Raw genomic sequence first — 26,278 nt, forward strand, 5'->3', positions numbered from 1 at the left:
GACGGACCATGGAAGATCTCAACTTTCAACACCAGGTTCGCGCGCGAGCCGGCGGCACCAGGCAAAGCGCGATTGTCGGCGTGGTCGCTTCCGGAAATCTGGAAGTGCTGGTCGAGCGGAGCTTGCCGGATGCGGAATGCGCCGTGGACATCAAGACTGCGGCCGTGGGCTTCGGAGCAGTCTGGAGTGCCGTGATCAGCGATTTCGTCGAGCGCTATTCGCCGGGCGGGCTGAAGTTCTCGATCAATGACGGAGGCGCGCGTCCGGATACGGTGTCGCTTCGGCTGGCGCAGGCGGTGCGCTTGATCGCGGAGGCCGGCCAATGACTGCTCCGCTCAAGGACATCAGCCCGGCCGAACGGGCCCGCAACACCAGCTTCTACGAGGCGTCGGCCCGCACGCGACTGGAGCTGCTGCTCGACGCCGGCAGCTTCGTCGAGTTCATTGGTCCGGAGCGGCGCGAGGTCAGCCCGCATCTGAAGATATTCGATCTTCCCGAGCAATTCGACGACGGCATCGTCGTCGGTCAAGGTCGCCTCGACGGCTCGCCGGTGTTCGTCGCCGCGCAGGAAGGCCGCTTCATGGGCGGCGCGTTTGGTGAGGTACACGGCGCCAAGCTGATCGGGCTGCTCCGCGCCGCGCGCCAGATCGGCTCGACCCCGGTCCTGATCCTGCTCGATACCGGCGGCGTCCGCTTGCAGGAGGCGAATGCCGGCGAGCTTGCTATCGCCGAGATCATGCGCGCCGTGATGGAAGCGCGCAGCGCCGGCGTGAAAGTCATCGGCCTGATCGGCGGCAGGTCCGGATGCTACGGCGGCGGCGGCCTGATCGCGGGCTGTTGCTCCGCGCTGGCCGTGTCGGAACCCGGGCGCATCGCAGTGTCGGGCCCCGAAGTGATCGAGACCAATCGCGGCGTCGAGGAGTTCGATTCCCGCGATCGCGCATTGGTCTGGCGGACCATGGGAGGCAAGCATCGCCGCCTGCTCGGCGCCGCCGATGCCTTCGTCGACGACAATGTGCAGGATTTTCGTGAGGCCGCGCTGGAGCTGCTCGGCCTGGTTGGACCTTTCGGTCTCGACAGGCTGAAGGCCGAGCAGCGGCGGCTTGCCGACCGGCTGCGCAGCTTCGGTGACTGCGGCGATGCCGTCGAGATCTGGACGGCAGAAGGCGTCGCGCATGCCGAGGCCGTTCCCGAGCTGCCGGCCCATGAGTTCATTGCCCTTGCCAACCGGATCGGGAGGACCAGCCGTGACGCTCGATGATATCCTCGCTTCGCTCTTTCTCGACGGCCATGAGGTGAGGAACGACAACGGCGTCATCCTCGGCTCGGCGACGCTGCGATCCGGCGGCCGGATCCTCGTGCTTGGTGTTGCAGACCGGACGGCGCTAGGCGTCGACGAAGCGATCAGGCTGTCGGGCCACGTCCTGGAGTCGATTGACCGGGACTCCGGGCCGATTCTGGTCCTCGTCGACAGCGACAGCCAGCGCATGAGCAAGCGTGACGAATTGCTCGGACTGAACGAGTTCCTCGCGCATCTGGCCAAGGTGCTGATCCACGCGGACATGTACGGTCGTCCAACGATCGGTCTTCTCTACGGCCACTCGGCTGCGGGCGCTCTGCTTGCGACGGGTCTTGCGACGCGCGTGCTGGTCGGATTGCCCGGGGCCGATCCCGCAGTGATGGACCTGCCGTCGATGGCGAAGGTCACCAAGCTATCGATTGAGGCGCTGCAGGAGAAGGCGAAGTCGACGCCGGTATTCGCGCCGGGCCTGTCCAATCTCGCGCAAATGGGCGCCGTTCACAGGACGTGGAGCAATGCCAATTCGCTCGCCGACCAGCTGGAGGCGCTGCTCGCCGACATGCCTGCTGAGCAGGATCGGCGGGATGCGCTCGGCAAGGAGCGCGGTGGCCGGCTGAAGGCCGCCGATATCGCGGAGCGCGTTCGTGACCTCGCCCTGCAAACCCGGTGAACGGCCACCCGGTCGTCACGACCTCGTCTTCGTCAGCCCCGCAGGCTGGCGCGCGATGCTGGATGCGCGCGGTGATCTCGCAACCGAGTCCCTTCTGGCGCGCTGGCCTCGAATGAGATGGCCGACGGTCAGGCGACGCGCTTTGCCATCCGAGGCGACCGGCCTCGCCTTGGGCCTGCCCTTGCCGCCTTCGGCCGGCAAGAAGCGGATCTCGCTTCTGGTCGATATCGACCACGTCGCCTCGGTCGCGAGGCCGCCGTTGCTGCGGCAGACGCGGGCTTACGCGCCGCGCAACTGGTGGCCCGCGCTCGACCGGCTCGACGGGCTGGCACTTCGCCATGCGGTGGACGTGCGCGTCTTCGGCAGCCTGGCCTGGCAGGCGTTGACCGGGCTCGACTACGTTACCGGCCGTTCCGACCTCGATGTCCTGTTCGAGTTTCGCCGCGAAACCGACATCGATCGCTTCGTCGCCGATGTCGCCGCGATCGAGACCGGCGCGCCGATGCGGCTCGATGGCGAGTTGATGGGTGCCGACGGCGCTGCGGTCAACTGGCGCGAATTCCACGGCGGCGCGAGCGAGCTTCTGGTCAAGAGCATCGAGCGGGTGGTCCTGCTCGGCAGGCATCAATTCATGTCGGGAGCGATGGCATCATGATCATCACGGCCGCAAGAGGCGTGGAACGGCCATCCCTGCGCCGGGCGCAGATCGCGCCTGATGTCTCTGCCATCGGCGCCGTCGCCGCCGATTGCCTCGTCAAGGAGCTCGAAACCTGGCCGAAGCCGGGTCTGGTGAGCCATGTCGACAATGGCAGCCACGACGATATGGATGCGGGCACGTTTCGTCGCAGCGCTGCGGCGATCAGGCCCTATCTGCAACAGCTGGCCGATGCGGGCGCGTTTGGCTGCGGCATGGGACGGCTGCGGATCATCGGTCTTGAGGCGGAGCGCGCCATGCTGGCGGCGACCGCGGGCGTCAACACGCACCGCGGCGCCATCTTCGGGCTCGGCCTGCTGTGCGCGGCGGCCGGCGCGAAAGCCGGCGGGTTGGTCGATCCCGCGCTTCCGCTCGGCGATGTCGTGGCGCGCCTGTGGGGCGACAGCATCCTCGGCGGTCCGGTGTTGCTGCACAGCCATGGCAGCGTGGCGCGCCGCCGTTTTCGCGCGGGCGGTGCGCGTATCGAGGCCGCGAACGGATTTCCCAGTGTCTACGGAATCGGCTTGCCGGCGTTGCGCAGGGCCGCGTCTGTCCTGCCGGAGAATATGGAAGCTGCCCGGGCCGAGGCGTGCTTTGCTCTGATCGCGTTCGTCGAAGACACCAACCTCCTGCATCGCGGCGGGCTCGACGGCCTTCGCTTTGCACATGATGCGGCGCGTCGCTTCATCGCTTCAGGCGGCGTCGGCGCGTCCGGCTGGCGTGCACAGGCGCAGTCGATCCACGAAAGCTTCGTTGCCCGTCGCCTCAGCCCGGGTGGATCGGCCGACCTGCTTGCAATGACACTCTTTGTCGACGCCCATGAAAGGCCGATTCCATGATGTCCAACGCGATCCTGATGGCGCTGGTGCCGGTCTTCTTCGTTCTATTGCTGGGATACGCCGCCGGAAAATTTCATATCGTCGACAATCTTCACGTCGACGCCCTCAACGCATTGGTGATGGATTTCGCGCTGCCGGCGTCGCTGTTCGCGGCCACAGCCTGGGCGTCGCGCCGCGAGATGATCGAGCAGATCCCGCTCTTTCTGGTGCTCGGCGTGACGATGCTGCTGCTCTATCTCACCTGGTATTTTGCTGCACGCAGCTTTTCCAAGGTGCCCCGGTCGGAGGCATCGTTACAGGCATTGACGATCGGCTTTCCGAATCTCGCCGGCGTGGGCCTTCCGATCATGACGTCAATCGTGGGGCCGGCCGGCACTGTGCCGGTTGCCGTCGCATTGGCGGCGGGCTCGATCCTCATCAGTCCGCTGACCCTGATCATGGCGGAAATGGGCGCCGCCAAGGCTCGCGGCGAGCAAATGGCGGCACGGCAGGTCCTGACGGCAATTCGGCGTGCGATCACCAAGCCGGTGGTGCTCGCGCCGGCGCTTGGCATCCTGTTCTCGTTATCTGATGTGAGCCTCGACGCGTTGGCCCGTGCAAGCCTCGCGCTGATTGGAAGTTCGGCTGCCGGCGTCGCCCTGTTCCTCACCGGAGCCATTCTGTCGGCGCAGTCGTTTCGGCTTGACTGGAAGATCGTCGCTGCAACATTGGCCTCGGACATCGTGCGCCCGCTGTTGGCAGTTGCGGTCATTCGCGTCATTCCGGTCGCGGCGGATGTCGCGAAGACGGCCATTCTGCTCGCCGCCGTACCTTCCGGCTTTTTCGGCATCCTGTTCGCCGTCAACTACCGGCTGGATTCCGCCAGGGCGGGATCCATGGTCATTGCGAGTACCGCGTTCAGTGTCGTGACCCTGGCGATTGCGATCGCAACGCTCTTTCCGAACTAGGCGGCGGCGATGACGCTTGCGATCCTGTGCTCGGGGCAAGGCAGGCAACACCGGGAGATGTTCGCCCTCACCGGCGACGCACCGGAAGCTGCGCACCTGTTTGCCCATGCCGCAACATTGCTGGGCGGCAGGGATCCGCGCGATTTCGTGCGCAGCGAGCCCGACGAGGCCCTGCATCGCAACCGCGCCAGCCAGATCCTGTGCACCTTGCAGGCGCTGGCCGCCACGGCGGCGCTCAAGGATGTCATTCCGCATGGCGCCGTCATCGCCGGCTATAGCGTCGGCGAGGTTGCTGCCTGGGGCGCCGGGTTGTTCGAAGCGACCGTCACGCTCGACCTCGTCGCGCGCCGTGCGGAGGCCATGGACGCCTTCACGCACGCCGGTGACGGCCTGGTCTTCGTGCGCGGACTTTCTCGTGGCGACGTCCACCGCCTCTGCGGGCGCTGCGGCGCGGCGATCGCCATCATCAATCCCGGCGACGCCTTCGTGATCGGCGGGAGCCGGGAGGCATTGAACGCAATCGCCGCAGAGGCGCGGGCGATGCACGCGGCAATGGTCGTCGATCTGCCGGTCGAGGTCGCTTCCCACACTGAACGGCTCGCCGGAGCGGCGGCGGCGTTTCGCGAGGTGTTGCGGTCGGCGCAGGTCACGTTCCCGCCGGCCGCCGGCGCGCGCATCCTGAGCGGTATCGACGGCGCTACGGTCGTCTCCGCCGAGATCGGCCTCGACAAGCTCGCCGCGCAGATTTCGCAAACCGTGCAGTGGGCAAATTGCCTGGAGAGCTGCTTTGAGGCGGGCGCCACGATTTTTCTCGAGCTTGGACCGGGACAGGCGCTCAGCAAGATGATTGCGGAGGTCGAGCCGGGATTTCCGGCGCGCTCACTGGATGATTTCAGGAGTCTTCAGGGTGTCCGCGCCTGGATTGCGCGTCACCTCGGCGCCTAGCGCCGATTGGTCCGAACAGAGGCCGCAATCGATCGTGCAGTGCTTTCGAAAAAAGGGGGCCGCCTTGGGGAGGACGGCCCCTAGATGCTCGTATGCCCAGGGAGGAGGGAGGCTCGAGCGGTGACTTGGGGGGTCTCGGTCACCTAACACGCACAGCATCGCCGATCCCGTAACCAAAGTATTTCACGAACCCCTTCTGTTTCTCATTTCGCATGATTCACAGGAAGTCCGCGGGCAGCATGTGAGCCACGGTCTTCGATGTCGAAGCCGGATCGCGGGCGGAGAGCCTGGCCGAAGCCGATGCGTTCCGGCTGGCGCAGCGCCAGCGCGCGGGCGTGTCGCCCGTCACGCGTTTAAACACGGTCGAGAAATGCGCCTGCGTGCAGAAGCCGACGGTCAGCGCGACTTCGACCAACGCCGTCTCGGAATTCGACAGCAGCAATTTCGCATGCTCGATGCGCTGGTGCAGCAGGTATTCGCGTGGCCGGTATCCCGTCGCGGCACGAAACTGGGCCGCGAAATGCATCCGCGACAGTCCGGCGACCTTGGCGAGCTCGGAGAGGGTGATGCCGTGGTCAAAGTTCGTCCCGACATACTCCTCGATGCGCCGCAGCCGCCATTTCGGCAACGCATTGACTTTCGCGTGAGGGAGCTCGCGCCGGGCGATGTGCATTGCCAGCGTCCGGCCGATACAGCGTGCGAATTCCCGGTCGACCGAATGGCCGCGTTCGGTCAGCGCTTTCGCAAGCTGCTCGGCAAACGGGTCACGGAGCAGGACCAGGTCGTTGAGGCCTTCCGGCGCGGCGGGTCCTGCTCCGGGCCGTAGAGGCGAAAAATAACGGCCGGCAGAGACGTGGAAGTGCAGGAAATCGCACGGCGCGTAGAACTGCGCACTGAGCCGCTGCGACGGTGCGCCGATATACAGCGTGCCTGCGGGCATGACGCCGTCAAAGACGGTGTGACGACCTCTGGTCAGTTTGACGCGTGTTGCTTTCAAGGCGATGGCCAGGAAGTATCGGTCGCAAGGTGTCCGGGCTCCTTCGTGCCTTATGCCTGTTTGTGCAGAGATCCAGCGCGAGATCGTGATGTCCTCGGACGCGATGCCGGCATGTTGGCCGGGCTGGCGCCACCTTCGTTCGAGGGGAAATGCGAGAGACTCTTGCGGGAAAGCCGGTTCGCGGTGGCTGGGCTGATACGTCACCCGGGCGCCGGCCGCTTGCATATCAGTAAGCATCGTTCGTCCCCTATCCTGGATTCTGCTGCCGTCGGGACGGCAGCAGAATGCAATTGATCCGTGTTCGAACGATAGGTGCGACCGCGTCGGGAGGCTCGTTAAGGAAGCTGAAGCGGTATTAGATTTTGCAAATGCGAGTGGGTGCGACCGCGGGTCGTGAAAAGTTCAATTGGAACAAAGGGAAAAACCGTGCTCGTCCGCCCAGCGGCGGACTGGACTATTGCGGCCCGTGGCTTGCCAGCGCCTCTTCAAGGCAGCGAATGATTTCGTCACCGCTGGACGGCTTGCCGAGATAGCAATGCGCGCCTGCGGCCATGACACGCTGACGCACGGTTTCGCTCGGAAACGCCGTCATGAAGATGATCGGGAAACGGCGGCCGGCGGCAATCAGCCGGGCCTGCAACTCGTCACCGGTGATCTCGGGCATCTGGACGTCGGCGATCATGCATTCCGGATCGTCTCCCGGCGCCCGCCGCAGGAAATCCAGACCGGATTCGTAGGCCTGGGCCTCGTAGCCGACCGAACGCACGAGGCTCGCAAGCGAGGCGCGAACGCCTTCGTCATCGTCCACGATCGCAATCACCGGGGTCTTGGCCATTGGCGTACAATCCTGACCGCGGTGTTCCGCAAGGAGGATATCTCCCTTGGCACGGCCGATGACGCCCTATATGCACCCGGGACGGTCCCGCCGGAATTATACTCAGGTTTGGTCCGTAGTCCTTCGGGTCTGGGAAACCCCGAGCGCCTCGGCCTTGCGGACGAGGTCGGCCAGCGACCGCACCTCCATCTTGCGCATGACGTTGCCGCGGTGGATCTTGACCGTGATCTCGCTGAGGCCGATCAGGGCGGCGACCTGCTTGTTCATCAGGCCGGCGGTGACATGGCCCATCACCTCGCGCTCGCGCGCCGTCAGGGTCTCGTATTGAGCGCGGATATCCTCCTTGGTCGCGGCTTCGGCACGGTCCTGCGCGTCGCGCTCGAGTGCCGCCGTGACCGCATCGAGCATGTCCTGGTCGCGAAACGGCTTGGCGAGGAAATCGACCGCGCCGGCCTTCATGGCGCGCACCGACATCGGAATATCGCCATGGCCGGTCATGAAGATGATGGGATGTCTGATGCCCTGCCGCACGAGCTGGCCCTGCAGATCGAGCCCGCTCACGCCGGGAAGGCGGACGTCCAGCACGATACAGCCTGGGCGGTCTGGGAGTGAGCCGCCGAGCAGTTCGGCGGGCGAGGCGAACAGGCGCGTCTCGAGGCCGACGGACCGGAACAGGCTGTCGAGCGAGGCGCGGATTCCGGCGTCGTCATCAACGATGATGACAATCGAGTTGACGGATTGGGCAGGCGGCTGCACTTGGTCTGGTCGTGTCATGGTCCCGGATGTTCTTCGGCGTATGGCAGGGTCAGGCGGAATGTCGCCCCCGCGCCGGGCGTGCTCTGGACCGACAGCCGGCCGCCGTGAGCTTCCACCGTCGTTCGGCAGATCGCAAGTCCCATGCCCATTCCCCCGGGTTTCGTCGTGAAGAACGGATCAAACAGGCGCGGCATGTCGTCAGGCCTGATACCGGGACCGCTGTCCTGGACCATGATGGCGAGACGCTCGCCGTCAATGGCGCTGGCGCGCAGCTTGACGGTGCGGGAACCGGGTTGGTCCGCCATGGCCTGGCCGGCATTGACCAGCAGATTGATGAGCACCTGCTGAAGCTGAATCCGATCGCCGCGAATTGGCCTCAGGCCATGCTCGATCTCGGAGGTGAGGACGACATCGTCATTGGCGAGCTCCCGCGCGACCAGAAGGGCCGCGTCCTCGATGATCTCGGCGATATCGATACTGTCCTGCTGGACGGGCGCTTTCTTCAGGAAGGTCCGGATGCGAGCTACGATCTCGCTGGCACGTCGGCCTGCCGCGACGACCTGGGTGATCGTGGCCGCGACCTCGTCCAGATTGGGCACCTCGCGCCGCAGCCAGCGCAGGCCGGCCTCGCCGCTGGTGACGATCGCCGCCAACGGCTGGTTGACCTCGTGGGCAATCGAGGCGGTGAGCTCGCCGAGGGTGGCGACGCGCGCGGCATGGGCCAGCTCCGCCTGCGCCGCGAGCAGTGCATCCTGCGCCTGCTTGCGCTCGGTGATGTCGACGACAAAGGCGAGCACGTTGCGATCGCCGTGGGGCCCGGACGGAAACGTGATCGTGAACAGCACGGGAACCTTGCGCCCGTCGAACCTGACGAGCTCGGTCTCGCCTTCGTAGAACGGCTCGCCTTCCGCAAAAGCGATCAATGCGCCGAGGAAACTCCGGTCGTTCTCACCGAGAAGCAGGTCCACATTCTCGATAAAGGCCGAGGCACCGTTTGCACCTGCCATCTTTTGCAGGGCCGGATTGACGTCGGTGATTTTGGCGAGCCGGCGGGCATTCCGCACGAAATCAGGATGTTGCGCCAGATGGTCGCGAAGGCCGGCTGCCGCGGTGTCCAGCGATTGCAGTGCGATTCGGACTTCGCTCCAGTCCTCTTCGACCACGCCGATCCGGCTGGCGTCGAACATCCGGCGGTATCGCTGCTCGCTCTGCACCAGTGCGCTGTGCGCGACCACGCGGTCGGTGACGTCGGTATGCGTCTCGAGAACCCCGACGGGCTTGCCGAGACGGTCGTGCTGCAAGGCCCATCGGGCATCGACGGTGAGCACGGCGCCGTCCTTGGTCCGCTGCTGCACGCGGCCTTCCCATCGGCCCGCGCCGAGCAGGCCGGTTTCGATGACTTCGCGCCGGTCGGGATAGGTGGTTTGCAGAAGCTTGTCGGCGAGCTGTCCGACCGCCTCGTCGACCGACCAGCCATAGGCCTGCTCGGCGGTCTTGTTCCAGAAGGTGATCACGCCAACGCGATCCCTGACGAAGATCATGTCATGCGAGAGGTTGAGCAGCCGCGCCTGCGCCGCGAGGCGCTTCGTCGCCGCGTGATTCTGCAGCGCCAGCAGGGTCGTGATCCCGATCGCGGCGAGGCTCACCAGCGCGCGAACGGTGGGCGAGGCGATGCTCTCCAGATCGTGCGACAGCAGATAGGCGATAACCGTCAGGACGACGCAGCCGGCCGCGGCGACGATGGTATCGTCGCGCCGGTTGGTCTTCGCCGCGAGCAGGACCGCCACGACATGGAGAACCGCGACCGCGCCCTCGAGCGGCGTCAGCACGTCAACCAGGAAGACCGCGATGGCAAGGATGGCGGAGCAGAGCCGCAAGCCGGCGCGGCTCATGGATGAACCCGTGGGTCGATCATGAGTCGTTATCGTCACTGGCAGTCGCTCTTCTCATACCTGCGCGTTGATGCCGCGATTTGATCGCGTTCACAACATCCCGCGGCGTGATTTTCGTGCTCTCGTGGAAGACCTGCGCGCCACGCAATCCGGCGAAAGTACCAGCAGCCGGCATTCAGGGGAGAAACCGGCCGGCTCGCGTGGTTCCATCGGCGGATTTGTGCAAAAGCGCGTCAACTTACCGCAGGCACCGCACGCCGCGATTCGCGTCCGCATCAGCGATGCCGGTCATCGCAGCACCGTCGCGCTCACCCGGCGAACATGTCGCGATCATACCTAGGTATGACACGGTTAACCCGAGAACCTATCGATGCACCCGCGCGTAGAATGGATCGCGCGAACCGCCGAACTACTCTGCTCCCACGACATTCGGACAAGCCGATCAGGCGATGCCGGATCGAAAACGGGACAAGGAGATTCGACGATGTCGCTGCAGATGTCACGCTCACAGGCAATCAAGGATCATGACGTTCGCGCGATCGATATCTCGGCAATCGATCGCCAGCGGACCGGGCTCTCGAACCTCCCCGACCGGTTTGGCGAAAACGGAACGATGCTGTCCTTCGTTCACCTGGACGTGGCCCTCGCGGTCGAGACGAATGCGGCCGACGTTGAACGATCCGCCGATCGTGGTCCTCGCTTCCGGCTCTCTGCAAAACTCCTTGCGGAGCAGCCCGTCGAGAGCGCGGAGGCGGTTGCAGCGGAAGCCGCCGATCCGGTCATGCGGCGCCTGTCGGACGCACTCGCGGCAACCGAAGCCGCGCACGATGCCCATTCGGCGATCATGGCCGACGCCTTGCGGCTTGCGATCCTCACCCGGACGTTCAGCCGGCAAGCGTCCGGCGCACCGGCCGCACTCGACCCGGCCGATAGTGTTCACGCGGAAGGGACCTGCCGGACTGTACGATCGCTGCAGACCTGGCGCCTCAAGCGCGTTCTGGAATATGTCGACAAGAATCTGGCCGCCAAGGTCACGCTTCAGGACATGGCCGCGGTCGCCGGCCTGAGCCGGATGCATTTCGCCGCACAGTTCCGTGCAGCCGTCGGTGACCGGCCTCACGAATATCTGTTGAGGCGCCGCATCGAGCGCGCCCAGGAGCTGCTCAAGCAGGCCGAAGTCGCTCTGGTCGATATCGCCTTGACCGTGGGCTTCCAGACCCAGGCGCATTTCACCACGGTGTTCAAGCGCTTTGTCGGCGATACGCCGTACCAATGGCGCAGCGCCTATCTCGCGCAATTCATGCCGCTGCCGCGCGCAAAGGCAGGTTCGTCATGAGCAATTTCGGCATTCACGCCCTGTTGCTGTCGCTGCTCAGCAATCACCCGGCGCTGACGCACCATGAATTCATGGAAGTGGTTGAGATTGTCCGCGCTCTCGGCAATTCGTATCGCCTGGCTGCACTGGAGCCGGGGAGCGGCTTTCTCTACGGACGCTTCGCCTTCAATTTCTGCCGGGTCGTTGTGTCGTGTGTCGCGCGGTAGGCGGCACTTCGGTGGCATCCGCGCGTCGAGTATCTACGGCAGCGACTGTCTGCTGTGCGTGCTCATTATCATTCAACCGTGCAGACCATCGGGCTCACTGAGCGATGGCCTTGTCGCTGAGAGTAATGCGGATGTCGGTCATGAGGGCGGACGAGAACTGCTAAAACGGTTTTCAAACGGTTTTGGCGAACTGAGGTGTTTGAAGGTCAGGGTTCGCTGGACTGCGAGCTATGCGACAGGGTCGCGACGTGATGCCGGCCCCCTCAGACTCCTGACCCCAAGCTGCCGGTGTTCGAAGTCGTAGCGCCCAAGGGGATTGCGGCCGCCCTCGGGCTGGGTGAGCGCGGTAGGCAATGGACGCCAGCGAAATTTTCATATCATTAACAATGTTGAATCCCTGGCCGGAGCGATTGCCCTAGCATGAAGCTTTCCGCTGGGGCTTTCCATGATCGATACCGCGACCAAGGCGTTGTTGCGCACCGTTCTCGACGAGGTGTGTGAGGGTGTTCCACGCTGTGAGATCGGCGCCAGGACCCGCGTAGCCTCGAAGCTTCTGGAGACTGCAAGCAGGGGCGACGTCTCTGCAGATCGCCTCAAACAAGCGGCCCGCAATGCTCTCTCAGAAATTCAGACGATGTGACGATGATCATGTGGGGGCGGGGGTGAATTTCCACGTGACGGTCCTCAAGATCCTGGTGAGCTATCCGGATGGGTTCGCCACCATGGAGGATCTCAAGCGGGATATGGCCATTCTGGCGACCAGCGGTCGCGACTGGACGGAGCGCACCCGGCGGCTCGCCGGACGGGTGCCGGGGCTGGACATCTTTTCGCAAGGGCTGATCGACCGGACAAATGGCGGGTGGCGCATCACCGATAAGGGCCGCGCCGTGCTTGATCTGATGGAAGCTCGTCCGGACCAAGCCCCGGTTGCCGCCCAACAACCTCCCTCAGAGCCGGAGCTCGCACCGGCGATCCAGCGGCACATTCCGGCGGAGAGGGGCCGAGGACGACTCGCGGCGCGCCGTCGCCGACGCAATGCCCGCGACCAGGCTCGGGCGTCCTAGCGAGGAACGAGCGTCGCTTCCGAAGCTTGAGCAAACGCCTCGTGATGGAAGACGCTCATGCAAAGTTCCGACCCCACCTTGTCGACCGCCCGTCTGTCGCGCGTGACGGACGATATCTGGGTCGTGGACGACGCCCCGATCAGCGCTGCGGGTCTGAAACTCCCGGTGCGCATGAGCGTCATTCGGCTCTCGAATGGCGATCTCGTGCTGCATTCGCCGGTGAGATATTCGCCGGCTCTCCGCGGAGAGTTGGAGCGGCTAGGGACGATAAGGTACTTGCTCGCGCCGAATATCGCGCACTGGATGTTCCTGTCCGAGTGGCAGAGGGAACTGCCGCAGGTGGCGATTTTCGCGGCGCGCGGCCTTGCGGCGCGCAGGCAAGTTCGAGCAGCACGCATCCGCATCGACCGCGAGCTTGGAGACGCGACGCCTGAGGAATGGAGGGCCGACCTCGAAGCCGTCTCGGTGAACGCTCCGATGTTCTCCGAGATCGAGCTGTTCGACAAGCGCAGCCGGACGCTGATCCTGACGGATCTCGTGCAGAACCTCGATCCCAATGATCTCAGCGGGCCAAACGAGGCCGCGGCAAACCTCCTCGGCATTTCCAAGCCAAACGGCATGGCGCCGGTCTATCTGCGGCTTCTGCTGCGCCTCGGCGGCCGCTCCGTGCGATCCGCAGCCGAGCGGCTTATACGGCTGTCGCCGGAGCGGGTGATTTTCGCGCATGGCGACTGGTTTGAAGCGGAGGGAACTGAGCGCCTCCGGCGATCCCTGCACTGGCTGCTTCCGGCGGCCCGCTCCGGATCTGAGCCGCGGCAAATGACCGGCACGCGCGTCGTCATCACCGGTGCCTCGAGCGGAATCGGGCGTGCAGCGGCGCTGGCCTTCGCCGGCAAGGGCGCAAGCGTGGTCCTGGCGGCACGCCGTGCTGAAGTCTTGACGACCCTCGCTGCGGAATGCGAGGCGCTCGGAGGCCGCGCATTGCCGATCGCGACCGATGTCACCGATGCGGAGGCGGTGCAGCGACTGGCCCGGGAGGCCGAAGACGCGTTCGGTGGCATCGACGTCTGGATCAACAACGCCGGCACCGGCGTTTTCGGGGCCTATCAGGACGCGGATATTGCGCTTCATCGCCGAACGATCGAGGTCAATCTCCTCGGCACGATGCATGGCGCTTTCGCGGTGCTTCCGATCTTCCTCCGCCAGAACCGCGGCATCCTGATCAACAACATCTCGCTCGGTGGCTGGGCGCCGACGCCTTTTGCTGCGGCCTATACGGCGAGCAAGTTCGGCCTTCGGGGCTTCACCGCTAGCTTGCGTCAAGAGCTCAGTGCTCACCGCAACATCCATGTCTGCGGCGTCTTCCCGGCCATGGTCGACACGCCGGGCTTCGTCCACGGCGCCAACATGTCCGGTCGAACGCTCGATCCCGGTCCGCTGCTGTATCAGGCGGAGGATGTTGCCGAGACGTTCGTGAGCCTCGTTCGTGCACCCCGAGACGAGGTCGCCGTGGGCTGGCCGGCTCGTGCCGGCCAATTTGCCTACGCGATGGCTCCGCAGATTACCGAGAACATCGTGGGAGCTGCCTTCCGCTACCTGCTGTCGCGCGCGCGCCCGGCGAAGAGCAGCGAGGGCACCATGATCGAAGCTGGTCCGCAGGGCACGTCGATCGATGGCGGTTGGCTGTCACGCAAGCAACTTCCACCTGCCGGGGTGATCAGTCAGGGGCTCGCGGTGCTCGGACTAGCTGCGGGCGTGGCTCTGCTGGCTTCAGCAGTTGCGCGTCGCGTCGGCAGATCGAGCCAAGGCGTCGCCAAGCACAAACAAGTCGTGCCGACGCAGATCACGGCAGCGCGTAGGCCCGCACGTAATCGCCGAGCTTAGTTCCGAATGACCCGTGGCCGCCGTCGACCGTGACGACATATTGCTTGCCGCCGGCCTCATAGGTCATGGGCGTCGACTGGCCGCCGGCAGGAAGGCGATCCTGCCAAAGCTGTCTGCCATCGCGGACGTCGAACGCGCGGATGTAGTCATCCATCGTTCCCGTGATGAAGATAATGCCGCCCGCGGTGACGATCGGACCGCCCAGCATGGGAACGCCGAGCTTGAATGGCAGCGGCAGCGGGGCCTGATCGCGGATCGTGCCGATGCGATGCTGCCAGACCACCTTGTGCGTCCTAAGATCGATTGCGGCGATGTTGCCCCAAGGCGGGGCAAGGCAGGGGATGCCGAGCGGTGAGAGGAAAATGCCGAGGTCGACGCCATAGGGGGCGCCGTACATCGGCTGCACGCCCAGCTCGGTTCCTGGTGGATGCGCCGCATTCGGCGCGGCCGGATTGTCCTTTCCGCGCGGCACCAGGCGAGAGATGAAGGGAATCGATTGGGGATTCGCGATCGCGATCTGGCGCTGCGGATCGACGGCAATGCCGCCCCATTCGAACATGCCGAAGTCTCCGGGAAACACCAGCGTGCCTTGTTCAGACGGCGGAGTGAACGGCCCCTCATAGCGCAGGCGCTTGAACTTGATCCGGCAGGCGAGCTGGTCGAACATCGTGCTGCCCCACATCTGCGCGTCCGTCAGCATGCCGGAAGGGCGGAAGCTCAATTCCGAAAATGGCTGGGTTGGCGACAGCCGGTCTCCATTCGCGGCGCCCTGCGGCACCGGCTTCTCCGGTGCAGGCACCAACTGACGCCCGTCGCGGCGGTCGAGCACGAAGATGTCGCCGGTCTTGGCCGGGATGTAGATCGCCGGCGTCACGCCGCCGTCGGAGCGCAAATCGACTAGGCTGGGCTGCGACGGCATATCCATGTCCCAGAGATCGTGGTGCACGTTCTGGAACGACCAACGCAGTTTTCCGGTCATGACGTCGAGCGCAATCATTGCCGAATCGTAGCGCTCGTTTTCGGGCGAGCGGCCGCCGCCCCAGATATCCGGAGAACTCGAGCCGAGCGGGACGTAGACGAGTCCGAGCTTCTCGTCGACCGCCGAAATGCTCCACGAATTGGGTGAGCCGGCCGTAAAATGATGCGAGGCCGAAGGCATTTCGTTCGGGTCGGGACTGCCGGCATCGAACGCCCAGATCAGCCGTCCGGAATAGATGTCGAAGCCGCGGATCACGCCCGAGGGCACCCGATCGGAATAGTTGTCGATCACCGCTCCGCCGACGATCAGAACCTTGTCCGTGACGACGGGCGGCGAGGTGCCCTCGTAGAAGCCGAGTGTCTGGATCTCGCTGCCTTGCTTGAGGTCGATCTGTCCCTGGTTGCCAAAACTCTGGCAAGGCGAGCCGCTCTGCGCATCGAGCGCGAACATCCGCCCGTCATTGGTCGGCACGAAAACGCGTCCCGCACAATCGCTCGGGGCCGGCGTGCCGTCGGCAGTCACCGCGCCGGGCCTGGTCGCGTGATAGGACACGCCGCGGCAGGTCATGTGCTGGAACGCCTTGTTGTGCTGGACCTGTGGATCGAATTTCCAGCGCAGTTGTCCGGTCGCAGCTTCGAGCGCGAACACGATCTGGTGCGGGGAGCAGGTGTAGAGGAGATCACCCACCTTGAGCGGCGTTGCCTGGTTGGTGATCTCGTCGGGGTCATCAGGGCCCTTGTGGTCGCCGGTGCGGAATTCCCAGGCGAGCTTGAGGTCCTTGACGTTGTCCTTGGTGATCTGGCTCAGCGACGAGAAGCGCGTACCGAAGCCGCTGCCGCCATAGGCCGTCCAGTTCTGCCCGGCAGCGGGCTGGTCTGCTTTGGGAGCCGCAATGGCCCCGGTTGTTTCGCCCTCAGGGATCGTGCCGGCAAGATCGCGGCGATCGCTCGTCAGGGACATGCCGACGACGATGGGTGCGGCGATCAACACAAGGCCAAGCGCCCATCGCGCTGCGCGCAAGGGGGGGGCCAGGCGGGAGGCAATGAAGGGCAGCATCAGCCAGAGGCCAAGCGGCACGAGCACGTCGCCGCGCGGCGCCAGCGACCAGAAATCGAGGCCCACTTCCCAGATCGCCCAAGCCATCGTTCCGGCCAGCAGCGCGGCATAGATCCAGAGCGCCTCGGCGCGACGGCGCGCGAGCAGCCAACTCGTGAGCAGAAGCATGATGCCCGCGATCAGGTAGTAGACGGAGCCACCGAGGGCGGCGAGCCAGGCACCGCCGGCCAGGAGCCCCAGTCCCATGATAGCGACGACCACAATGGTGATGGCCAGCAATGGCGCGCCACGGAACCAATTCGTCGAACGATGCATGGGAGGCATGATGGTCACTTCAGCGTATAGAGAAACGCCGCGATGTCGCGCGCGTCTTTTTGCGGGATACCCATTCTCGGCATCGCATTGCCCGGCAACGCCCGCTGTGGATCCTCGATCCAGTCAGCCATGTTGTCCGGCGAATTGTGGATGTAGCCGGCGATGTAGGTCCGCGTGCCGATCCGATGCAAGGGTGGGCCGACATTGCCTTCGGCGCCGGCAATGCCGGGAATATCGTGACAGCCGCCGCACTGGTATTGCTTGACGAGGTCGGCGCCACGACGCGCGTCGCCGGTGAAATTGTCCGGGCCCGCAGCCTCGCAGGCGGCGGTAGCCGTAGCCAGCAGTGTAGTGACGAGCAATTTCGCGATCGGATTTACCATCGATGCTCCGCCGGGCTCATCACGGCTTCTGACCGAAATTGAAGGACTTGGTGGCAGACCAGGGATCGGTCGTCGAAACTTGCTCGCTCGGGACTTGCTCGACCTCGGGCGACGGCAGATTCGCCGAAAAAGTGCGGCCCCATTGGTGGCTCGGTTCGTTACTGATCTTGCCGATATAGGTGACGAGATCCCAGATCACGCTGTCGGGCAGCACGCCGCCCCAAGCCGGCATTCCGTTCGGCCGCCCCTGGTAGATCGAGAGAAAGATGTTCTCGGGCTGCGAGCCGTAAGTAAAGGTGTTGTTGCTCAATGCCGGCCCCATGCCGCCGCCGCCATTGGGCGCGTGGCAGCCGACGCAGTTGAAGTTGACATAGTAGGTCATCCCACGCTGCTGCGCGTTGGGATCACCTTGCACGGGATTCTTGATCTGGGGCGGGTCCGGCTGCGCGCCGGGATGGAGGTGACTGACCGGGACCTGCATGAAGACGCCGGGGCTGCCATTGCCGACGCTGCCACCGAAATTCGGGCGCGGGGACAGCGTCGGCATCTGCGCCTCCTGCGACTGAGGCAGAGACTGCTGGGTCAGCGCCGCGCCATGCGGCACGACCGTCAGCAGCAACGACAGGGCGCTCGCGCGCAGTACTGGAGCTGACATCACTCATGTCCTCCCGATACCGTAACGGGCTGGTCCACCAGCGGAACGCCATAACTGCGTAGCAGCGAGGCGATCTCGGACCGATGCTCGTCGATGAACTCGTTCAGCCGGTCGCGCAAGGCGTCGTCGCCTTTGCGCACGCCCATCGCGATGGCGAACTGGAACTGCTGAGGTGCAAAGCGTTCGTAATCCCGGATCGGCGTGACCGTCAGCGGGACGGGGGAGCGCTGGGCGAAATATCCGCCGAGGGGGCCCCAGGCTGCGGCGACATCGACGCTGCCGCTTTCGACGGCTTCGATCAGGCGCGCCGGCGGATCGGCTTGGCGATAATCACCGTAGATCGAGTAGCCGCGAACATTATCGACGATGCCTTGGTCGCCGAGCGCCTGCGCAGGCGGTGGATTGTTGCCGTCGTCGCCGATCAGATGCACGCCGATCACGAGATGATGCAAGCGCGGGTCGAGCAGGGACGAAAGGTCGAGGTGCTGGTCCTGCCGCGTGACGAACACGTAGCTCGATCGATAATAGGGCTTGGTCGTCTCGACGAGCTCATAGCCGGACGGCACGCCCATGACGACGTCGCATCTGCCGGCTTTCAGTGTGTTGCGGATGAAGCCGCGGCGCTGCGCCCACCAGGTGTAGGAGACCTGCTGGCCGAAATGCGCGGCCACCATGGCCGCGAGCCTGTTCTCGAATCCTGCTTCGGCGCTGTTCGAGAACGGCAGATTGTTTGGATCGGCACAGACGCGAAGCTCGCGATCCGACGCTGCCGCCGCCGTGGTTGCAAGCCCGACCAAAAAAGCAAGGGCGATACCCGGACAACTATTTCGAAGGCGCATGGCTGGTGTCCTCACCATTTGCGCCGCCGAGTTTGAAGACCAGCAGCTCGCTCCCGCCGGCGGTGTAGAACGGCAAATCCTGGGTCGCACCGACAAAACCGAGCGCGCCGTTGCGCACCCGCGGATCGACCTCGGCATTGGCGACTACCCCCGGCCAGCCGCCGACGCCCGACAGGATCGCGACGTATTGCTGCCCGTCGGAGCCGCGATAGGAGATCGGTTGGCCGATGAACCCGGATCCGGCGCGGAATTGCCAGAGCACGTGCCCATCCTTGGCGTCGACTACTTTAAAAAGGCGATCCATGGTGCCGTAGAAGGCGACATCGCCTGCCGTGACCAGCGCGCCGCTCCAGACCGGCAGCTTCTCGTGAATCTCCCAGACTTTCTTGCGCGCGATGGGATCCCACGCCATGAACTCGCCGCGATAGCCGCCGGGGCCTGCATACATGTCGACGTCTGCGCCGACATAGGGGGTCCCGGCGATGTAGCCGACTTGAGAAGCCTTGAAGTTCATGCAGAGATGCTGATGGGGCACATAGAGCAGCTTTGTACGCGGTGACCACGCGCTCGGCTGCCAGTCCTTGGCGCCCGGAGCTGTCGGGCAGATGTTCTCGACCGTCTTGCCGACGAGCGGGGTCTTCTCCTCGTTCGGGATGATCTTGCCGGTCTTGAGGTCGACGCCATTGTAGGCGTTCACGAACTCGTAGGCGTCCGCCGAGATGACTTCACCGGTGGCACGATCCATCACGTACATATAGCCGTTGCGGCCGGGATGGATCAGAACCTTGCGCGGTTGGCCATTCAGCTCGAGATCGACGAGGACGTTCTCGTTGATCTCGTCGTGGTCGAAGAGGTCGTGCGGGTTGATCTGGTAGGCCCATTTCGCCTGGCCCGTGTCTGGGTTTCGCGCGAAGATCGATGCGCTCCAGAGATTATCACCGCTGCGCTGGTTCGCATTCCAGGGGCTTGGGTTGGCCGTGCCGTAATAGATCAGGTTCAGATCAGGATCGTAGGAGATCCAGCCCCAGACCGTGCCGCCACCGACCTGCCAGCGGTCGGCGGGCCAGGTCTTCACGCCGAGATCCTGGCCTTTGAGATTGTCGTAGAAGGGCTTGAAATCGTCTCCGATCAGCACGTCCTTGTCGGGGCCTGTCGAATAGGCGCGCCAGGCGATGGCGCCGGTGGTCTCGTCGAGCGCGGTCACCCAGCCGCGCACGCCCAGTTCGCCGCCACTGTTGCCGACGAGAATTTTGCCTTTCACCACGATGGGAGCCATCGTGATGGTTTCGCCCTTGTTGATCTCGCCGAGCTTTGTATGCCAGAGTTCTTTGCCGGACTTGGCATCTATGGCGACGGTGTGGTTATCGAGCGTATTGAGGAAGACCTTGCCGTTGTCGAAGGCCAGCCCGCGATTGACGACGTCGCAGCAGGCAACGCCCGCGGCTGCGGGCTCCGGCTTCGGCGCATAGGACCATTTCAACTCGCCAGTCGTGGCATCGAGCGCGAACACGCGGTTGGGATAGGGTCCCGCATAGGGACCGACCACATACATGGTGCCGTCCACCACGAGCGGCGCCGCTTCCTGGCCCCGGTCGGCGCCCACCGAGAAGGTCCAGGCGAGCTGGAGGCGCGAAGCATTGGACGCGTTGATCTGGTCGAGCTCGCTGTAGCGGGTGTTGGCGTAGTCGCGCGCCGCCATCGGCCACTGGCCGGGATCTTTCATGCGGCTGGCGAGATCGCTCTGTGCTGACGCGGATGACAGCACCGCGCAACAGGCGCAAAGGATGGCCGGAATCCGGTTGAGCAGACGCGTGAGACCACGCACTAACATATGTAAAGATCTCCACGGCAGGGAATGCGGCCGTGCCGCGTTGCAGGCCGGTTTACGAACCTACAAACGTTCCGCCATCGCTTGGTTCCAAAATGGTGAGACCGACGAGCTATCTCACGACGTTGCCCGACACGCCGGCGCCGAGGTCGACTCCAATCTGGTCTTCCTTGCCGTTGCATTTGGGATGGCCAAATCCCGACGGGCTTTTGCCGTCGGGGCCGATGTCGTAGATGATCGCGTCCTTCATGTTGGGGCTGACTCCAGCCGGCACGCGATCGAGCCCGAGCTGGTGGCGCACGCGCCAAGCGACGTTGTGATCGGCGCAGGAACTGTCACCGCTGACACCGAGCGCGCCCGTGATGCCGTTGCCATCGTAGAGCGCCAGCCCGCCTCCGAAAACGACGGTGCCGCCGATCGGCTTGCCCACCATCGGATCCTGGGGTGTGCCGAAGTTGTCCGGAGATCCGGCGTACAAGGCTTCCGGGGAGGGCGGGTTGCCGAGTGCCGCGCCGAACAGGAACCCGCCGGGCTGCGCGCCGGCATAGAGATTGGCCGTCGCCATCGCCTTGTCCTTCAGGCTGAACGCATTCGCCGTGTTGGCCTTCTCGGCCGCGATGGCACGGCTGCCCAGCCACTGGTCGTCGACCTTGCCGCCGCTGTAGGCAATTGCGCAGACGACGCCCTGCCGATTGACGACGGCAGCCCATTCGTTGTTGTCGAGACCTCCGTTGCTCGGGCCGCCGCCCGGCTTGACACTCTTCTTGAGGATATCGGCGAGCTTGTCATGGTCGACCGGGCACGACGTGCCTGGCCGGGGTTGATCCTGCGCGTTCAAGACTGCAGGCATCAAGAATGCTGCGGTGAAGATAACCGTTGCCGCCCTGACGGATCGCTTTTCCATGTGGCCTCCGTGGAGTGTCGCAGTCGGCGGGCGAACGTTCGAAGAGAAGTTGCGGTTCCTATGCAACGTCGCTCAGCCCGGATGTTGAAGGAGCGGCAGGTGGGAATGGCCGCCGTTCGCGGTCAGCCATCGGTGAGCAAAGAACAACGCCGCGCCCGTATAGAGTATGCCCATGGGCACCCACATCAGGATTCCGGCGAGTTGCTGGTCCTCAAGTGCCGAGAGGCCGAATTCGCCGGCGAGGGCGCCCTGGCCTGGGATCCACAGTCTCGGCGACACTGTCAGCAGAGCCCCGAGCACGCCGGAATGCAGAATGGTGATGAACAGGCACGCGACAGCGATGCCGTCACGAATTCGGGTGCTGCGGCCCTGACCGCGGCCATGCAGCAGCACCCACCAGAACAACAGCGCGGTCGCGAAGAAGCTGATGTGCTGGAGACGATGGATTGCCGTATTTTCGAGCGCCCACGCATATAACGGCGGTGCGTGCCAGACCCAGAGCGCTGCGCCGTGCAGGATGGTCGCGCTCATCGGGTGGCTCACAAACCGCCACGGCCACGCCAGTATCGGCAGATTGAGCATGCGACCTGCCGCCGGGCGAAGCCGGGTCGGCAGGCTCCACAGCAGCGGGCCATGGATCCGGGCGAACGCCATCAGCGGTGCCGCGACCACCATCAGCAGTTCGTGTTCGACCATATGCGCGGTGAACAGGCGCTCGCCGAGCCAGTGCAGCGGCGAGGTCACGGCAAGTGCGGCCACCAGCCATCCGGTCCAGAACGCGGCCACCTGGCGGAAGCTGACGCCGCGGCCGCCGCCCGCATGATGCCAGAGCCGCTGCGTTCCGACATAGAAGCCGATGCCGACGGCATAGAGCGGGGCCATGAGCCAGGGATCGTAGCTCCACAGCGAGCCGGGATCGACCTCCGACAGTCCGTGTGCGGCGGCTGGTCCCGCGAGCAGCGCAAGCAGCAGTGCTGGAAGGCTCAGCGCAGGCATGGGCTGATCATGAGCGAGGCGGCGAACTGGTTCGCAATCACCAGCGCAAACAGCACGCCGGAGCCGACGCCGAGCCATGCCATGAACGTTCGTGGCCCGCCGCCTTGCGCATCCGTCCATTCAGCCCCGGCGCCGCGCCGAACCGCGCGGGCGGAAATGACAGTGCCCGCGAGGGCGACGATAGCCAGAACCGCACTCATGATCGCGCCGCTGATCCTGGTCTGTTCGCAGGAGAAGTGCGCGAGCACGTAGACGCCCTGCAAATTGATCCCCCACGCGATGGGCCCAAGCGCAACGCCGGCCCAGTAGAGCAGTCTGGAACGTCCGTCGGCTGCGGTCATAGGCGTGGCACCCAATCCAGCAAGACATAGAGCGGCAGCCAGGCGAGCACGACGAAGTTCCAGTAGAACACGTTATCGGTCACGTCGCTGAACCGGCGCGGTTTCGCATGACGCGTAAACATCAACACCGCCAGCACGACAGTGTCGCCGAGATCGGTGGCAAGGTGAGTCGTGTGCAGCCCGAGAATGAGCCATACGATCGAGCCATAGGCTGAATTGTCCCAGCGCGTGTTGAGATGCGCGAACTCGAAGCCGCGCAGCACCAGGAGCGCGATGCCGATCAAGGCCATCACGATCAGGCCGATCCGCACCTTCGCGAGATCCTGTCGGTGTGCGGCGCGGTTCGTGAACTCGTTGGGAATGATGCTCAACACGTAAATCACCGTCTCGACCGTTCCCGGCCAGAGATCCGGCGGGGATGCTCCGATCGGCCAGGTCGGGTTGACTGCGTAGAGATAAAGGTAGGCGCCGATGGCAATGGCAAAGCCCATGCCTTCGAGCGCCATGAAACCCATGGCGCCCCACCACGGGCCACTACGCGGACCATAGCCGTAAGTCGGCAGGTCCGAGACGTCGCGGACGATGGTCTGTCTCACTCCTCGTCCTCCTTGCTGCCGGTCGGCCAGAACCAGCCGATCAAGGTTACGGCCATCGGCGGCGTGCCCCAGAGCACCGCCCAGGGCGTGAAGATCGAGCCGATGAAAAACACGGTCGTTGCGATCGCTGCAAGCAGCGGCCAGATGCTTGGCTCGGGCGATGCCTCGCGGATCTGCGGCTCGGCTTCCGCAAGCGAGGTCAGCAGCACCTCCCGCCGCTCGGCGCTCAGACCCGCGACCACAGGCAGGCTCTCGCTGTCGGCCCACAGCGGATCGCGGTGTTTGACGACCGGAATGCGGTCGAAATTCTGCGGCGGAGGCGGCGACGAAGTCGCCCATTCCAGCGTCGAGGCATTCCAGGGATTGTCGCCCGCAAGCGCACCCTTGCGCAGGCTGTAGATCACGTTGACCACAAGCAGCGCGAAGCTGAGCGCGAACACGAAGGAGCCGACGCTGGACAGCAGATTCAAGTGAGCCCAGTCCATGTCGGCGGTGTAGGTGTAAACCCGGCGCGGCATTCCGATCAGCCCGAGGATGTGCATCGGGAAGAAGGCGACGTTGAAGCCGATGAAGGCGAGCCAAAAATTCCAGCGTCCGAGCCTTTCGCTCAGCATGCGGCCGGCGATCTTGGGAAACCAGTAGTAGACCGCGCCGACCAGTGGGAACACAGCGCCGCCGATCAGGACATAATGGAAGTGGGCGACGACGAAATAGGTGTCGTGCACCTGGGTGTCGATCGGGACCGAGGCGACCATCACGCCGGACAGCCCGCCGAGCACGAAGATCACGATGAAGCCGATCACGAACAACAGCGGCGTCCGGTACACCGGACGTCCGTCCCAGAGCGTCGCCAGCCAGCAGAATATCTGCAGCCCGCTCGGCACCGCGATCAGCATGCTGGAGGCCGTGAACAGGGCCGCGCCGAGTTGGGGCAGGCCCGTGACGAACATGTGGTGGACCCAGAGGCCGAACGACAGGAAGCCGGTCGCGATCAAGGAGAGGATCACGACGGGATAGCCGATCACGGGCCGCCGCGCGAACGTCGCGAGGATCGCCGAGACCATTCCCGTGCCCGGGATGAAGATGATGTAGACCTCGGGATGGCCGAAGAACCAGAACAGATGCTGCCAGAGCAGGGGATGCCCACCCGACGAGGAGTCGTAGAAGCGGGTATTGACGAGGCGGTCCAGGATCAGTGACGTCGATGCGACCATGATCGATGGCATCGCGAACATCACCAGGAAGGCCGTCACCAGCATGGCCCAGACGAACAGGGGTATGCGGTCGAGCGTCATGCCTGGCGCGCGGAGCTTGAACACGGTGACGACGATCTCGACGGCGACCGCGAGCGCCGCGACCTCAGTAAAGGTGATCATCTGCGCCCAGACATCGGCGCGCTTCGTGGGTGTGAACTGGAGGCTGGAGAGCGGAACGTAGGAAAACCAGCCGACATCCGGGCCGACGTTGAACAGGAAGGAGATCCACAGAAAGCAGCCGCCGAACAGAAACATCCAATAACTGAAGGCATTCAGGCGCGGAAAGGCGATGTTCCGTGTGCCGACCATCAACGGCACCAGATAGACGGCGAACGCCTCCATGACAGGCACGGCGAACAGGAACATCATCGTCGAGCCGTGCATCGTGAAGACCTGATTGTACTTGTCGGCGGAGAGAAACGTCTTCTCGGGCCCGGCCAGCTGAACGCGCATCAGGATCGCAAGGATGCCGCCAAGAAGCAGGAAGGCGAATGCGGTCAGGATGTAGCGACGTCCAACGACCTTGTGATCGACCGACATGAGCGCACCGACAAGTCCGGACGGCGTGCGCCACACCCGCTCGAGCTGCGTCGAAAGTTGCAGGCCATTCAGGACGTCGTCTCGCAACTCATTTGGTTCAGCGGCCATGCTCACTTGAGCTGCTCCAGATAATGAATGATCGCGATCAGCTCGTCAGATTGCAGCGGCATCTTCGGCATGAGATTGCCGGGCTTGATGTGCTGGGGATCGGCGATCCAGGCGCCGAGCGTGGCAGGCGTATTCGGCAGCGTTCCCGCCGCGATCGTCGTGCGGCTGCCGATATGCGTGAGGTCCGGGCCGAGTTGGCCGCCGGCCAGCGTACCGCTGATGTTGTGGCATAGGGCACACCCACGACCGCGGAACAGAGCCTCGCCCTGCTTGCCGAGCTGATCCGCCGGGCTGTTCGCGCTCTGGTTTTCATGGTCGCGCCAGCGGCCGAACTCGTCGGGCGACATCGCGATCACGGCGAATGCCATATGGGCGTGCTGGATCCCGCAGAACTCGGCGCATTGTCCGCGATACACGCCGGCATTCTTCGCCGTGAATTGCAGCTCGTTCTTCTGTCCGGGGATCAGGTCCATCTTGCCGGTCAGGCTGGGCACCCAGAAGCTGTGGATCACGTCGGCGGATTCCAGCTCGACCTTCACCGGCTGGCCGGTCGGGATCCGGATCTCGTTGGCCGTCACGAAACTCTGGTGCGGACTGTCGGCTTCATAGCGAACCTCCCACCACCATTGATGGCCGATGATCTTGAGCGTGTGGGCTTTCTCATCCTTGGCAAAGACGGTGCGCTGACCTGCATAGCTGACCAGGGAGAGGCCGAGCACGATGACGGTGGTCGCAATCCCGAGTGCGAGGATGACGCGCCCGGAGCGTTGTTCGAACGGCTGGTGGAGGTCCAGCGGCTGATCGGCTGCGCGCTTTCGGCGCAACAGCCCCACGCCTAGAACGATGACGACAGCAGTCCAGACGATCGCCGCAACAATGAGAAAGATGAACAGCGTGCGCCGAATCTGGTCGGATTCCAGCCCCTGAGGGTCGAGCGCCGACTGACGGCCCGCGCACGCAGCAAGCGGCCAGGTCATGCACAACATCAGAACCCTTCGTACCCAGACCTGCATTGACGTTTTGTCGCACTCCGCTCACAGGCGGAACCGGTCAGGCCTACAAAGGTTCCTATGCGCTAATCGGATCGGTTCGCCGAACAAGGACATGTCCGACATCG

Annotated in this window: 28 protein-coding genes; 13 read left to right on the forward strand and 15 right to left on the reverse strand. The window is 64.4% G+C overall.

Annotated elements, in window-relative coordinates:
* Nucleotides 1-8: 8 nt before the first annotated feature.
* The 7 genes from mdcC to AC0L20_RS26665 are packed head-to-tail and all read left to right on the forward strand — an operon-like array spanning nt 9 to nt 5,395.
* On the forward strand, nt 9-326 hold the full coding sequence (gene mdcC / locus AC0L20_RS26635; protein ID WP_473293698.1) for a malonate decarboxylase acyl carrier protein: 318 nt from the start codon (nt 9-11) through the stop codon (nt 324-326).
* Nucleotides 323-1,261 (forward strand): biotin-independent malonate decarboxylase subunit beta, encoded by a 939-nt coding sequence (locus AC0L20_RS26640; protein WP_473293699.1) that lies wholly within the window; start codon nt 323-325, stop codon nt 1,259-1,261. Before mdcC ends, AC0L20_RS26640 begins: the two co-directional genes overlap by 4 nt.
* A complete protein-coding gene (mdcE, locus tag AC0L20_RS26645) occupies nt 1,248-1,970 on the forward strand; it encodes a biotin-independent malonate decarboxylase subunit gamma (protein WP_473293700.1) in 723 nt (240 codons plus the stop codon). Before AC0L20_RS26640 ends, mdcE begins: the two co-directional genes overlap by 14 nt.
* Complete coding sequence (gene mdcG, locus AC0L20_RS26650) at nt 1,945-2,625, forward strand: malonate decarboxylase holo-[acyl-carrier-protein] synthase (protein WP_473293701.1); 681 nt, start codon at nt 1,945-1,947, stop codon at nt 2,623-2,625. Before mdcE ends, mdcG begins: the two co-directional genes overlap by 26 nt.
* Nucleotides 2,622-3,503, forward strand: a complete 882-nt coding sequence (mdcB, locus tag AC0L20_RS26655) for a triphosphoribosyl-dephospho-CoA synthase MdcB (protein ID WP_473293702.1) — start codon at nt 2,622-2,624, stop codon at nt 3,501-3,503. The genes mdcG and mdcB overlap by 4 nt, the downstream gene beginning before the upstream one ends.
* On the forward strand, nt 3,500-4,450 hold the full coding sequence (locus AC0L20_RS26660; RefSeq protein ID WP_473293703.1) for an AEC family transporter: 951 nt from the start codon (nt 3,500-3,502) through the stop codon (nt 4,448-4,450). Before mdcB ends, AC0L20_RS26660 begins: the two co-directional genes overlap by 4 nt.
* A gap of 9 nt (nt 4,451-4,459) precedes the next feature.
* Entirely contained in the window at nt 4,460-5,395 is a 936-nt protein-coding gene (locus AC0L20_RS26665) for an acyltransferase domain-containing protein (RefSeq protein ID WP_473293704.1), read from the forward strand.
* Between the two features lie 217 nt (nt 5,396-5,612).
* Here the strand turns inward: AC0L20_RS26665 and AC0L20_RS26670 are convergent, their stop codons facing one another.
* The 4 genes from AC0L20_RS26670 to AC0L20_RS26685 form a co-directional block, all read right to left on the reverse strand.
* Nucleotides 5,613-6,617, reverse strand: a complete 1,005-nt coding sequence (locus tag AC0L20_RS26670; RefSeq protein ID WP_473293705.1) for a helix-turn-helix domain-containing protein — start codon at nt 6,615-6,617, stop codon at nt 5,613-5,615.
* 229 nt (nt 6,618-6,846) lie between these two features.
* Nucleotides 6,847-7,227, reverse strand: a complete 381-nt coding sequence (locus AC0L20_RS26675) for a response regulator transcription factor (protein WP_473293706.1) — start codon at nt 7,225-7,227, stop codon at nt 6,847-6,849.
* 102 nt (nt 7,228-7,329) lie between these two features.
* Nucleotides 7,330-8,001: a response regulator transcription factor gene (locus AC0L20_RS26680; protein WP_456768691.1), complete on the reverse strand. Its 672-nt coding sequence runs from the start codon at nt 7,999-8,001 to the stop codon at nt 7,330-7,332.
* The gene (locus AC0L20_RS26685) at nt 7,998-9,875 is read right to left on the reverse strand and encodes a PAS domain-containing sensor histidine kinase (RefSeq protein WP_473293707.1); all 1,878 of its coding nucleotides are present in this window, start codon (nt 9,873-9,875) and stop codon (nt 7,998-8,000) included. The genes AC0L20_RS26680 and AC0L20_RS26685 overlap by 4 nt, the downstream gene beginning before the upstream one ends.
* A gap of 70 nt (nt 9,876-9,945) precedes the next feature.
* Between AC0L20_RS26685 and AC0L20_RS26690 the strand changes: the two genes are divergently transcribed.
* From AC0L20_RS26690 to AC0L20_RS26715, 6 genes are all read left to right on the forward strand, one after another.
* A complete protein-coding gene (locus AC0L20_RS26690; protein ID WP_473293708.1) occupies nt 9,946-10,215 on the forward strand; it encodes a hypothetical protein in 270 nt (89 codons plus the stop codon).
* A gap of 144 nt (nt 10,216-10,359) precedes the next feature.
* Nucleotides 10,360-11,211: a helix-turn-helix domain-containing protein gene (locus AC0L20_RS26695; RefSeq protein WP_473293709.1), complete on the forward strand. Its 852-nt coding sequence runs from the start codon at nt 10,360-10,362 to the stop codon at nt 11,209-11,211.
* Nucleotides 11,208-11,417 (forward strand): hypothetical protein, encoded by a 210-nt coding sequence (locus AC0L20_RS26700; protein ID WP_473293710.1) that lies wholly within the window; start codon nt 11,208-11,210, stop codon nt 11,415-11,417. The genes AC0L20_RS26695 and AC0L20_RS26700 overlap by 4 nt, the downstream gene beginning before the upstream one ends.
* Before the next feature lie 445 nt (nt 11,418-11,862).
* Nucleotides 11,863-12,057, forward strand: a complete 195-nt coding sequence (locus tag AC0L20_RS26705; RefSeq protein WP_473293711.1) for a hypothetical protein — start codon at nt 11,863-11,865, stop codon at nt 12,055-12,057.
* A gap of 22 nt (nt 12,058-12,079) precedes the next feature.
* Nucleotides 12,080-12,481, forward strand: a complete 402-nt coding sequence (locus AC0L20_RS26710; RefSeq protein WP_473293712.1) for a hypothetical protein — start codon at nt 12,080-12,082, stop codon at nt 12,479-12,481.
* 57 nt (nt 12,482-12,538) lie between these two features.
* The gene (locus AC0L20_RS26715) at nt 12,539-14,365 is read left to right on the forward strand and encodes an SDR family oxidoreductase (protein ID WP_473293713.1); all 1,827 of its coding nucleotides are present in this window, start codon (nt 12,539-12,541) and stop codon (nt 14,363-14,365) included.
* Here the strand turns inward: AC0L20_RS26715 and AC0L20_RS26720 are convergent.
* The 11 genes from AC0L20_RS26720 to coxB form a co-directional block, all read right to left on the reverse strand.
* Nucleotides 14,325-16,724: a glucose/quinate/shikimate family membrane-bound PQQ-dependent dehydrogenase gene (locus AC0L20_RS26720; RefSeq protein ID WP_473293714.1), complete on the reverse strand. Its 2,400-nt coding sequence runs from the start codon at nt 16,722-16,724 to the stop codon at nt 14,325-14,327. The genes AC0L20_RS26715 and AC0L20_RS26720 overlap by 41 nt on opposite strands.
* Nucleotides 16,725-16,729: 5 nt before the next feature.
* Entirely contained in the window at nt 16,730-17,098 is a 369-nt protein-coding gene (locus tag AC0L20_RS26725) for a c-type cytochrome (protein WP_473293715.1), read from the reverse strand.
* Between the two features lie 19 nt (nt 17,099-17,117).
* Nucleotides 17,118-17,753 (reverse strand): c-type cytochrome, encoded by a 636-nt coding sequence (locus AC0L20_RS26730; protein WP_473293716.1) that lies wholly within the window; start codon nt 17,751-17,753, stop codon nt 17,118-17,120.
* The gene (locus tag AC0L20_RS26735) at nt 17,753-18,592 is read right to left on the reverse strand and encodes a substrate-binding domain-containing protein (protein ID WP_473293717.1); all 840 of its coding nucleotides are present in this window, start codon (nt 18,590-18,592) and stop codon (nt 17,753-17,755) included. Before AC0L20_RS26735 ends, AC0L20_RS26730 begins: the two co-directional genes overlap by 1 nt.
* Complete coding sequence (locus AC0L20_RS26740) at nt 18,576-20,423, reverse strand: methanol/ethanol family PQQ-dependent dehydrogenase (RefSeq protein ID WP_473293718.1); 1,848 nt, start codon at nt 20,421-20,423, stop codon at nt 18,576-18,578. Before AC0L20_RS26740 ends, AC0L20_RS26735 begins: the two co-directional genes overlap by 17 nt.
* 109 nt (nt 20,424-20,532) lie before the next feature.
* Entirely contained in the window at nt 20,533-21,324 is a 792-nt protein-coding gene (locus AC0L20_RS26745) for a GlcG/HbpS family heme-binding protein (RefSeq protein ID WP_473293719.1), read from the reverse strand.
* A 72-nt stretch (nt 21,325-21,396) separates the two neighbouring features.
* Nucleotides 21,397-22,320 carry a cytochrome c oxidase assembly protein gene (locus AC0L20_RS26750; protein ID WP_473293720.1) on the reverse strand — a complete coding sequence of 308 codons (924 nt, stop codon included), beginning with the start codon at nt 22,318-22,320 and terminating at the stop codon, nt 21,397-21,399.
* Nucleotides 22,308-22,661, reverse strand: coding sequence for a hypothetical protein (locus AC0L20_RS26755; RefSeq protein WP_473293721.1), 354 nt, complete (start codon nt 22,659-22,661; stop codon nt 22,308-22,310). Before AC0L20_RS26755 ends, AC0L20_RS26750 begins: the two co-directional genes overlap by 13 nt.
* Complete coding sequence (locus tag AC0L20_RS26760) at nt 22,658-23,257, reverse strand: cytochrome c oxidase subunit 3 (RefSeq protein ID WP_473293722.1); 600 nt, start codon at nt 23,255-23,257, stop codon at nt 22,658-22,660. Before AC0L20_RS26760 ends, AC0L20_RS26755 begins: the two co-directional genes overlap by 4 nt.
* Nucleotides 23,254-25,161, reverse strand: coding sequence for a cytochrome c oxidase subunit I (ctaD, locus tag AC0L20_RS26765; protein ID WP_473293787.1), 1,908 nt, complete (start codon nt 25,159-25,161; stop codon nt 23,254-23,256). The genes AC0L20_RS26760 and ctaD overlap by 4 nt, the downstream gene beginning before the upstream one ends.
* A gap of 2 nt (nt 25,162-25,163) precedes the next feature.
* The gene (gene coxB / locus AC0L20_RS26770) at nt 25,164-26,138 is read right to left on the reverse strand and encodes a cytochrome c oxidase subunit II (protein ID WP_473293723.1); all 975 of its coding nucleotides are present in this window, start codon (nt 26,136-26,138) and stop codon (nt 25,164-25,166) included.
* Nucleotides 26,139-26,278: the final 140 nt, after the last annotated feature.

It is taken from the genome of Bradyrhizobium sp. Kon58 (assembly GCF_055807455.1).

Excerpts from the sequence above, each read along its gene's own strand:
- mdcC (WP_473293698.1), top strand. The coding sequence starts at position 9 with ATGGAAGATCTCAACTTTCAACACCAGGTTCGCGCGCGAGCCGGCGGC.
- AC0L20_RS26640 (WP_473293699.1), top strand. The coding sequence starts at position 323 with ATGACTGCTCCGCTCAAGGACATCAGCCCGGCCGAACGGGCCCGCAAC.
- mdcB (WP_473293702.1), top strand. The coding sequence starts at position 2,622 with ATGATCATCACGGCCGCAAGAGGCGTGGAACGGCCATCCCTGCGCCGG.
- AC0L20_RS26660 (WP_473293703.1), top strand. The coding sequence starts at position 3,500 with ATGATGTCCAACGCGATCCTGATGGCGCTGGTGCCGGTCTTCTTCGTT.
- AC0L20_RS26665 (WP_473293704.1), top strand. The coding sequence starts at position 4,460 with ATGACGCTTGCGATCCTGTGCTCGGGGCAAGGCAGGCAACACCGGGAG.
- AC0L20_RS26670 (WP_473293705.1), bottom strand. The coding sequence starts at position 6,617 with ATGCAAGCGGCCGGCGCCCGGGTGACGTATCAGCCCAGCCACCGCGAA.
- AC0L20_RS26675 (WP_473293706.1), bottom strand. The coding sequence starts at position 7,227 with ATGGCCAAGACCCCGGTGATTGCGATCGTGGACGATGACGAAGGCGTT.
- AC0L20_RS26680 (WP_456768691.1), bottom strand. The coding sequence starts at position 8,001 with ATGACACGACCAGACCAAGTGCAGCCGCCTGCCCAATCCGTCAACTCG.
- AC0L20_RS26685 (WP_473293707.1), bottom strand. The coding sequence starts at position 9,875 with ATGAGCCGCGCCGGCTTGCGGCTCTGCTCCGCCATCCTTGCCATCGCG.
- AC0L20_RS26690 (WP_473293708.1), top strand. The coding sequence starts at position 9,946 with ATGCCGCGATTTGATCGCGTTCACAACATCCCGCGGCGTGATTTTCGT.
- AC0L20_RS26695 (WP_473293709.1), top strand. The coding sequence starts at position 10,360 with ATGTCGCTGCAGATGTCACGCTCACAGGCAATCAAGGATCATGACGTT.
- AC0L20_RS26700 (WP_473293710.1), top strand. The coding sequence starts at position 11,208 with ATGAGCAATTTCGGCATTCACGCCCTGTTGCTGTCGCTGCTCAGCAAT.
- AC0L20_RS26705 (WP_473293711.1), top strand. The coding sequence starts at position 11,863 with ATGATCGATACCGCGACCAAGGCGTTGTTGCGCACCGTTCTCGACGAG.
- AC0L20_RS26715 (WP_473293713.1), top strand. The coding sequence starts at position 12,539 with ATGCAAAGTTCCGACCCCACCTTGTCGACCGCCCGTCTGTCGCGCGTG.
- AC0L20_RS26720 (WP_473293714.1), bottom strand. The coding sequence starts at position 16,724 with ATGCCTCCCATGCATCGTTCGACGAATTGGTTCCGTGGCGCGCCATTG.
- AC0L20_RS26725 (WP_473293715.1), bottom strand. The coding sequence starts at position 17,098 with ATGGTAAATCCGATCGCGAAATTGCTCGTCACTACACTGCTGGCTACG.
- AC0L20_RS26730 (WP_473293716.1), bottom strand. The coding sequence starts at position 17,753 with ATGTCAGCTCCAGTACTGCGCGCGAGCGCCCTGTCGTTGCTGCTGACG.
- AC0L20_RS26735 (WP_473293717.1), bottom strand. The coding sequence starts at position 18,592 with ATGCGCCTTCGAAATAGTTGTCCGGGTATCGCCCTTGCTTTTTTGGTC.
- AC0L20_RS26740 (WP_473293718.1), bottom strand. The coding sequence starts at position 20,423 with ATGTTAGTGCGTGGTCTCACGCGTCTGCTCAACCGGATTCCGGCCATC.
- AC0L20_RS26745 (WP_473293719.1), bottom strand. The coding sequence starts at position 21,324 with ATGGAAAAGCGATCCGTCAGGGCGGCAACGGTTATCTTCACCGCAGCA.
- AC0L20_RS26750 (WP_473293720.1), bottom strand. The coding sequence starts at position 22,320 with ATGCCTGCGCTGAGCCTTCCAGCACTGCTGCTTGCGCTGCTCGCGGGA.
- AC0L20_RS26755 (WP_473293721.1), bottom strand. The coding sequence starts at position 22,661 with ATGACCGCAGCCGACGGACGTTCCAGACTGCTCTACTGGGCCGGCGTT.
- ctaD (WP_473293787.1), bottom strand. The coding sequence starts at position 25,161 with ATGGCCGCTGAACCAAATGAGTTGCGAGACGACGTCCTGAATGGCCTG.
- coxB (WP_473293723.1), bottom strand. The coding sequence starts at position 26,138 with ATGACCTGGCCGCTTGCTGCGTGCGCGGGCCGTCAGTCGGCGCTCGAC.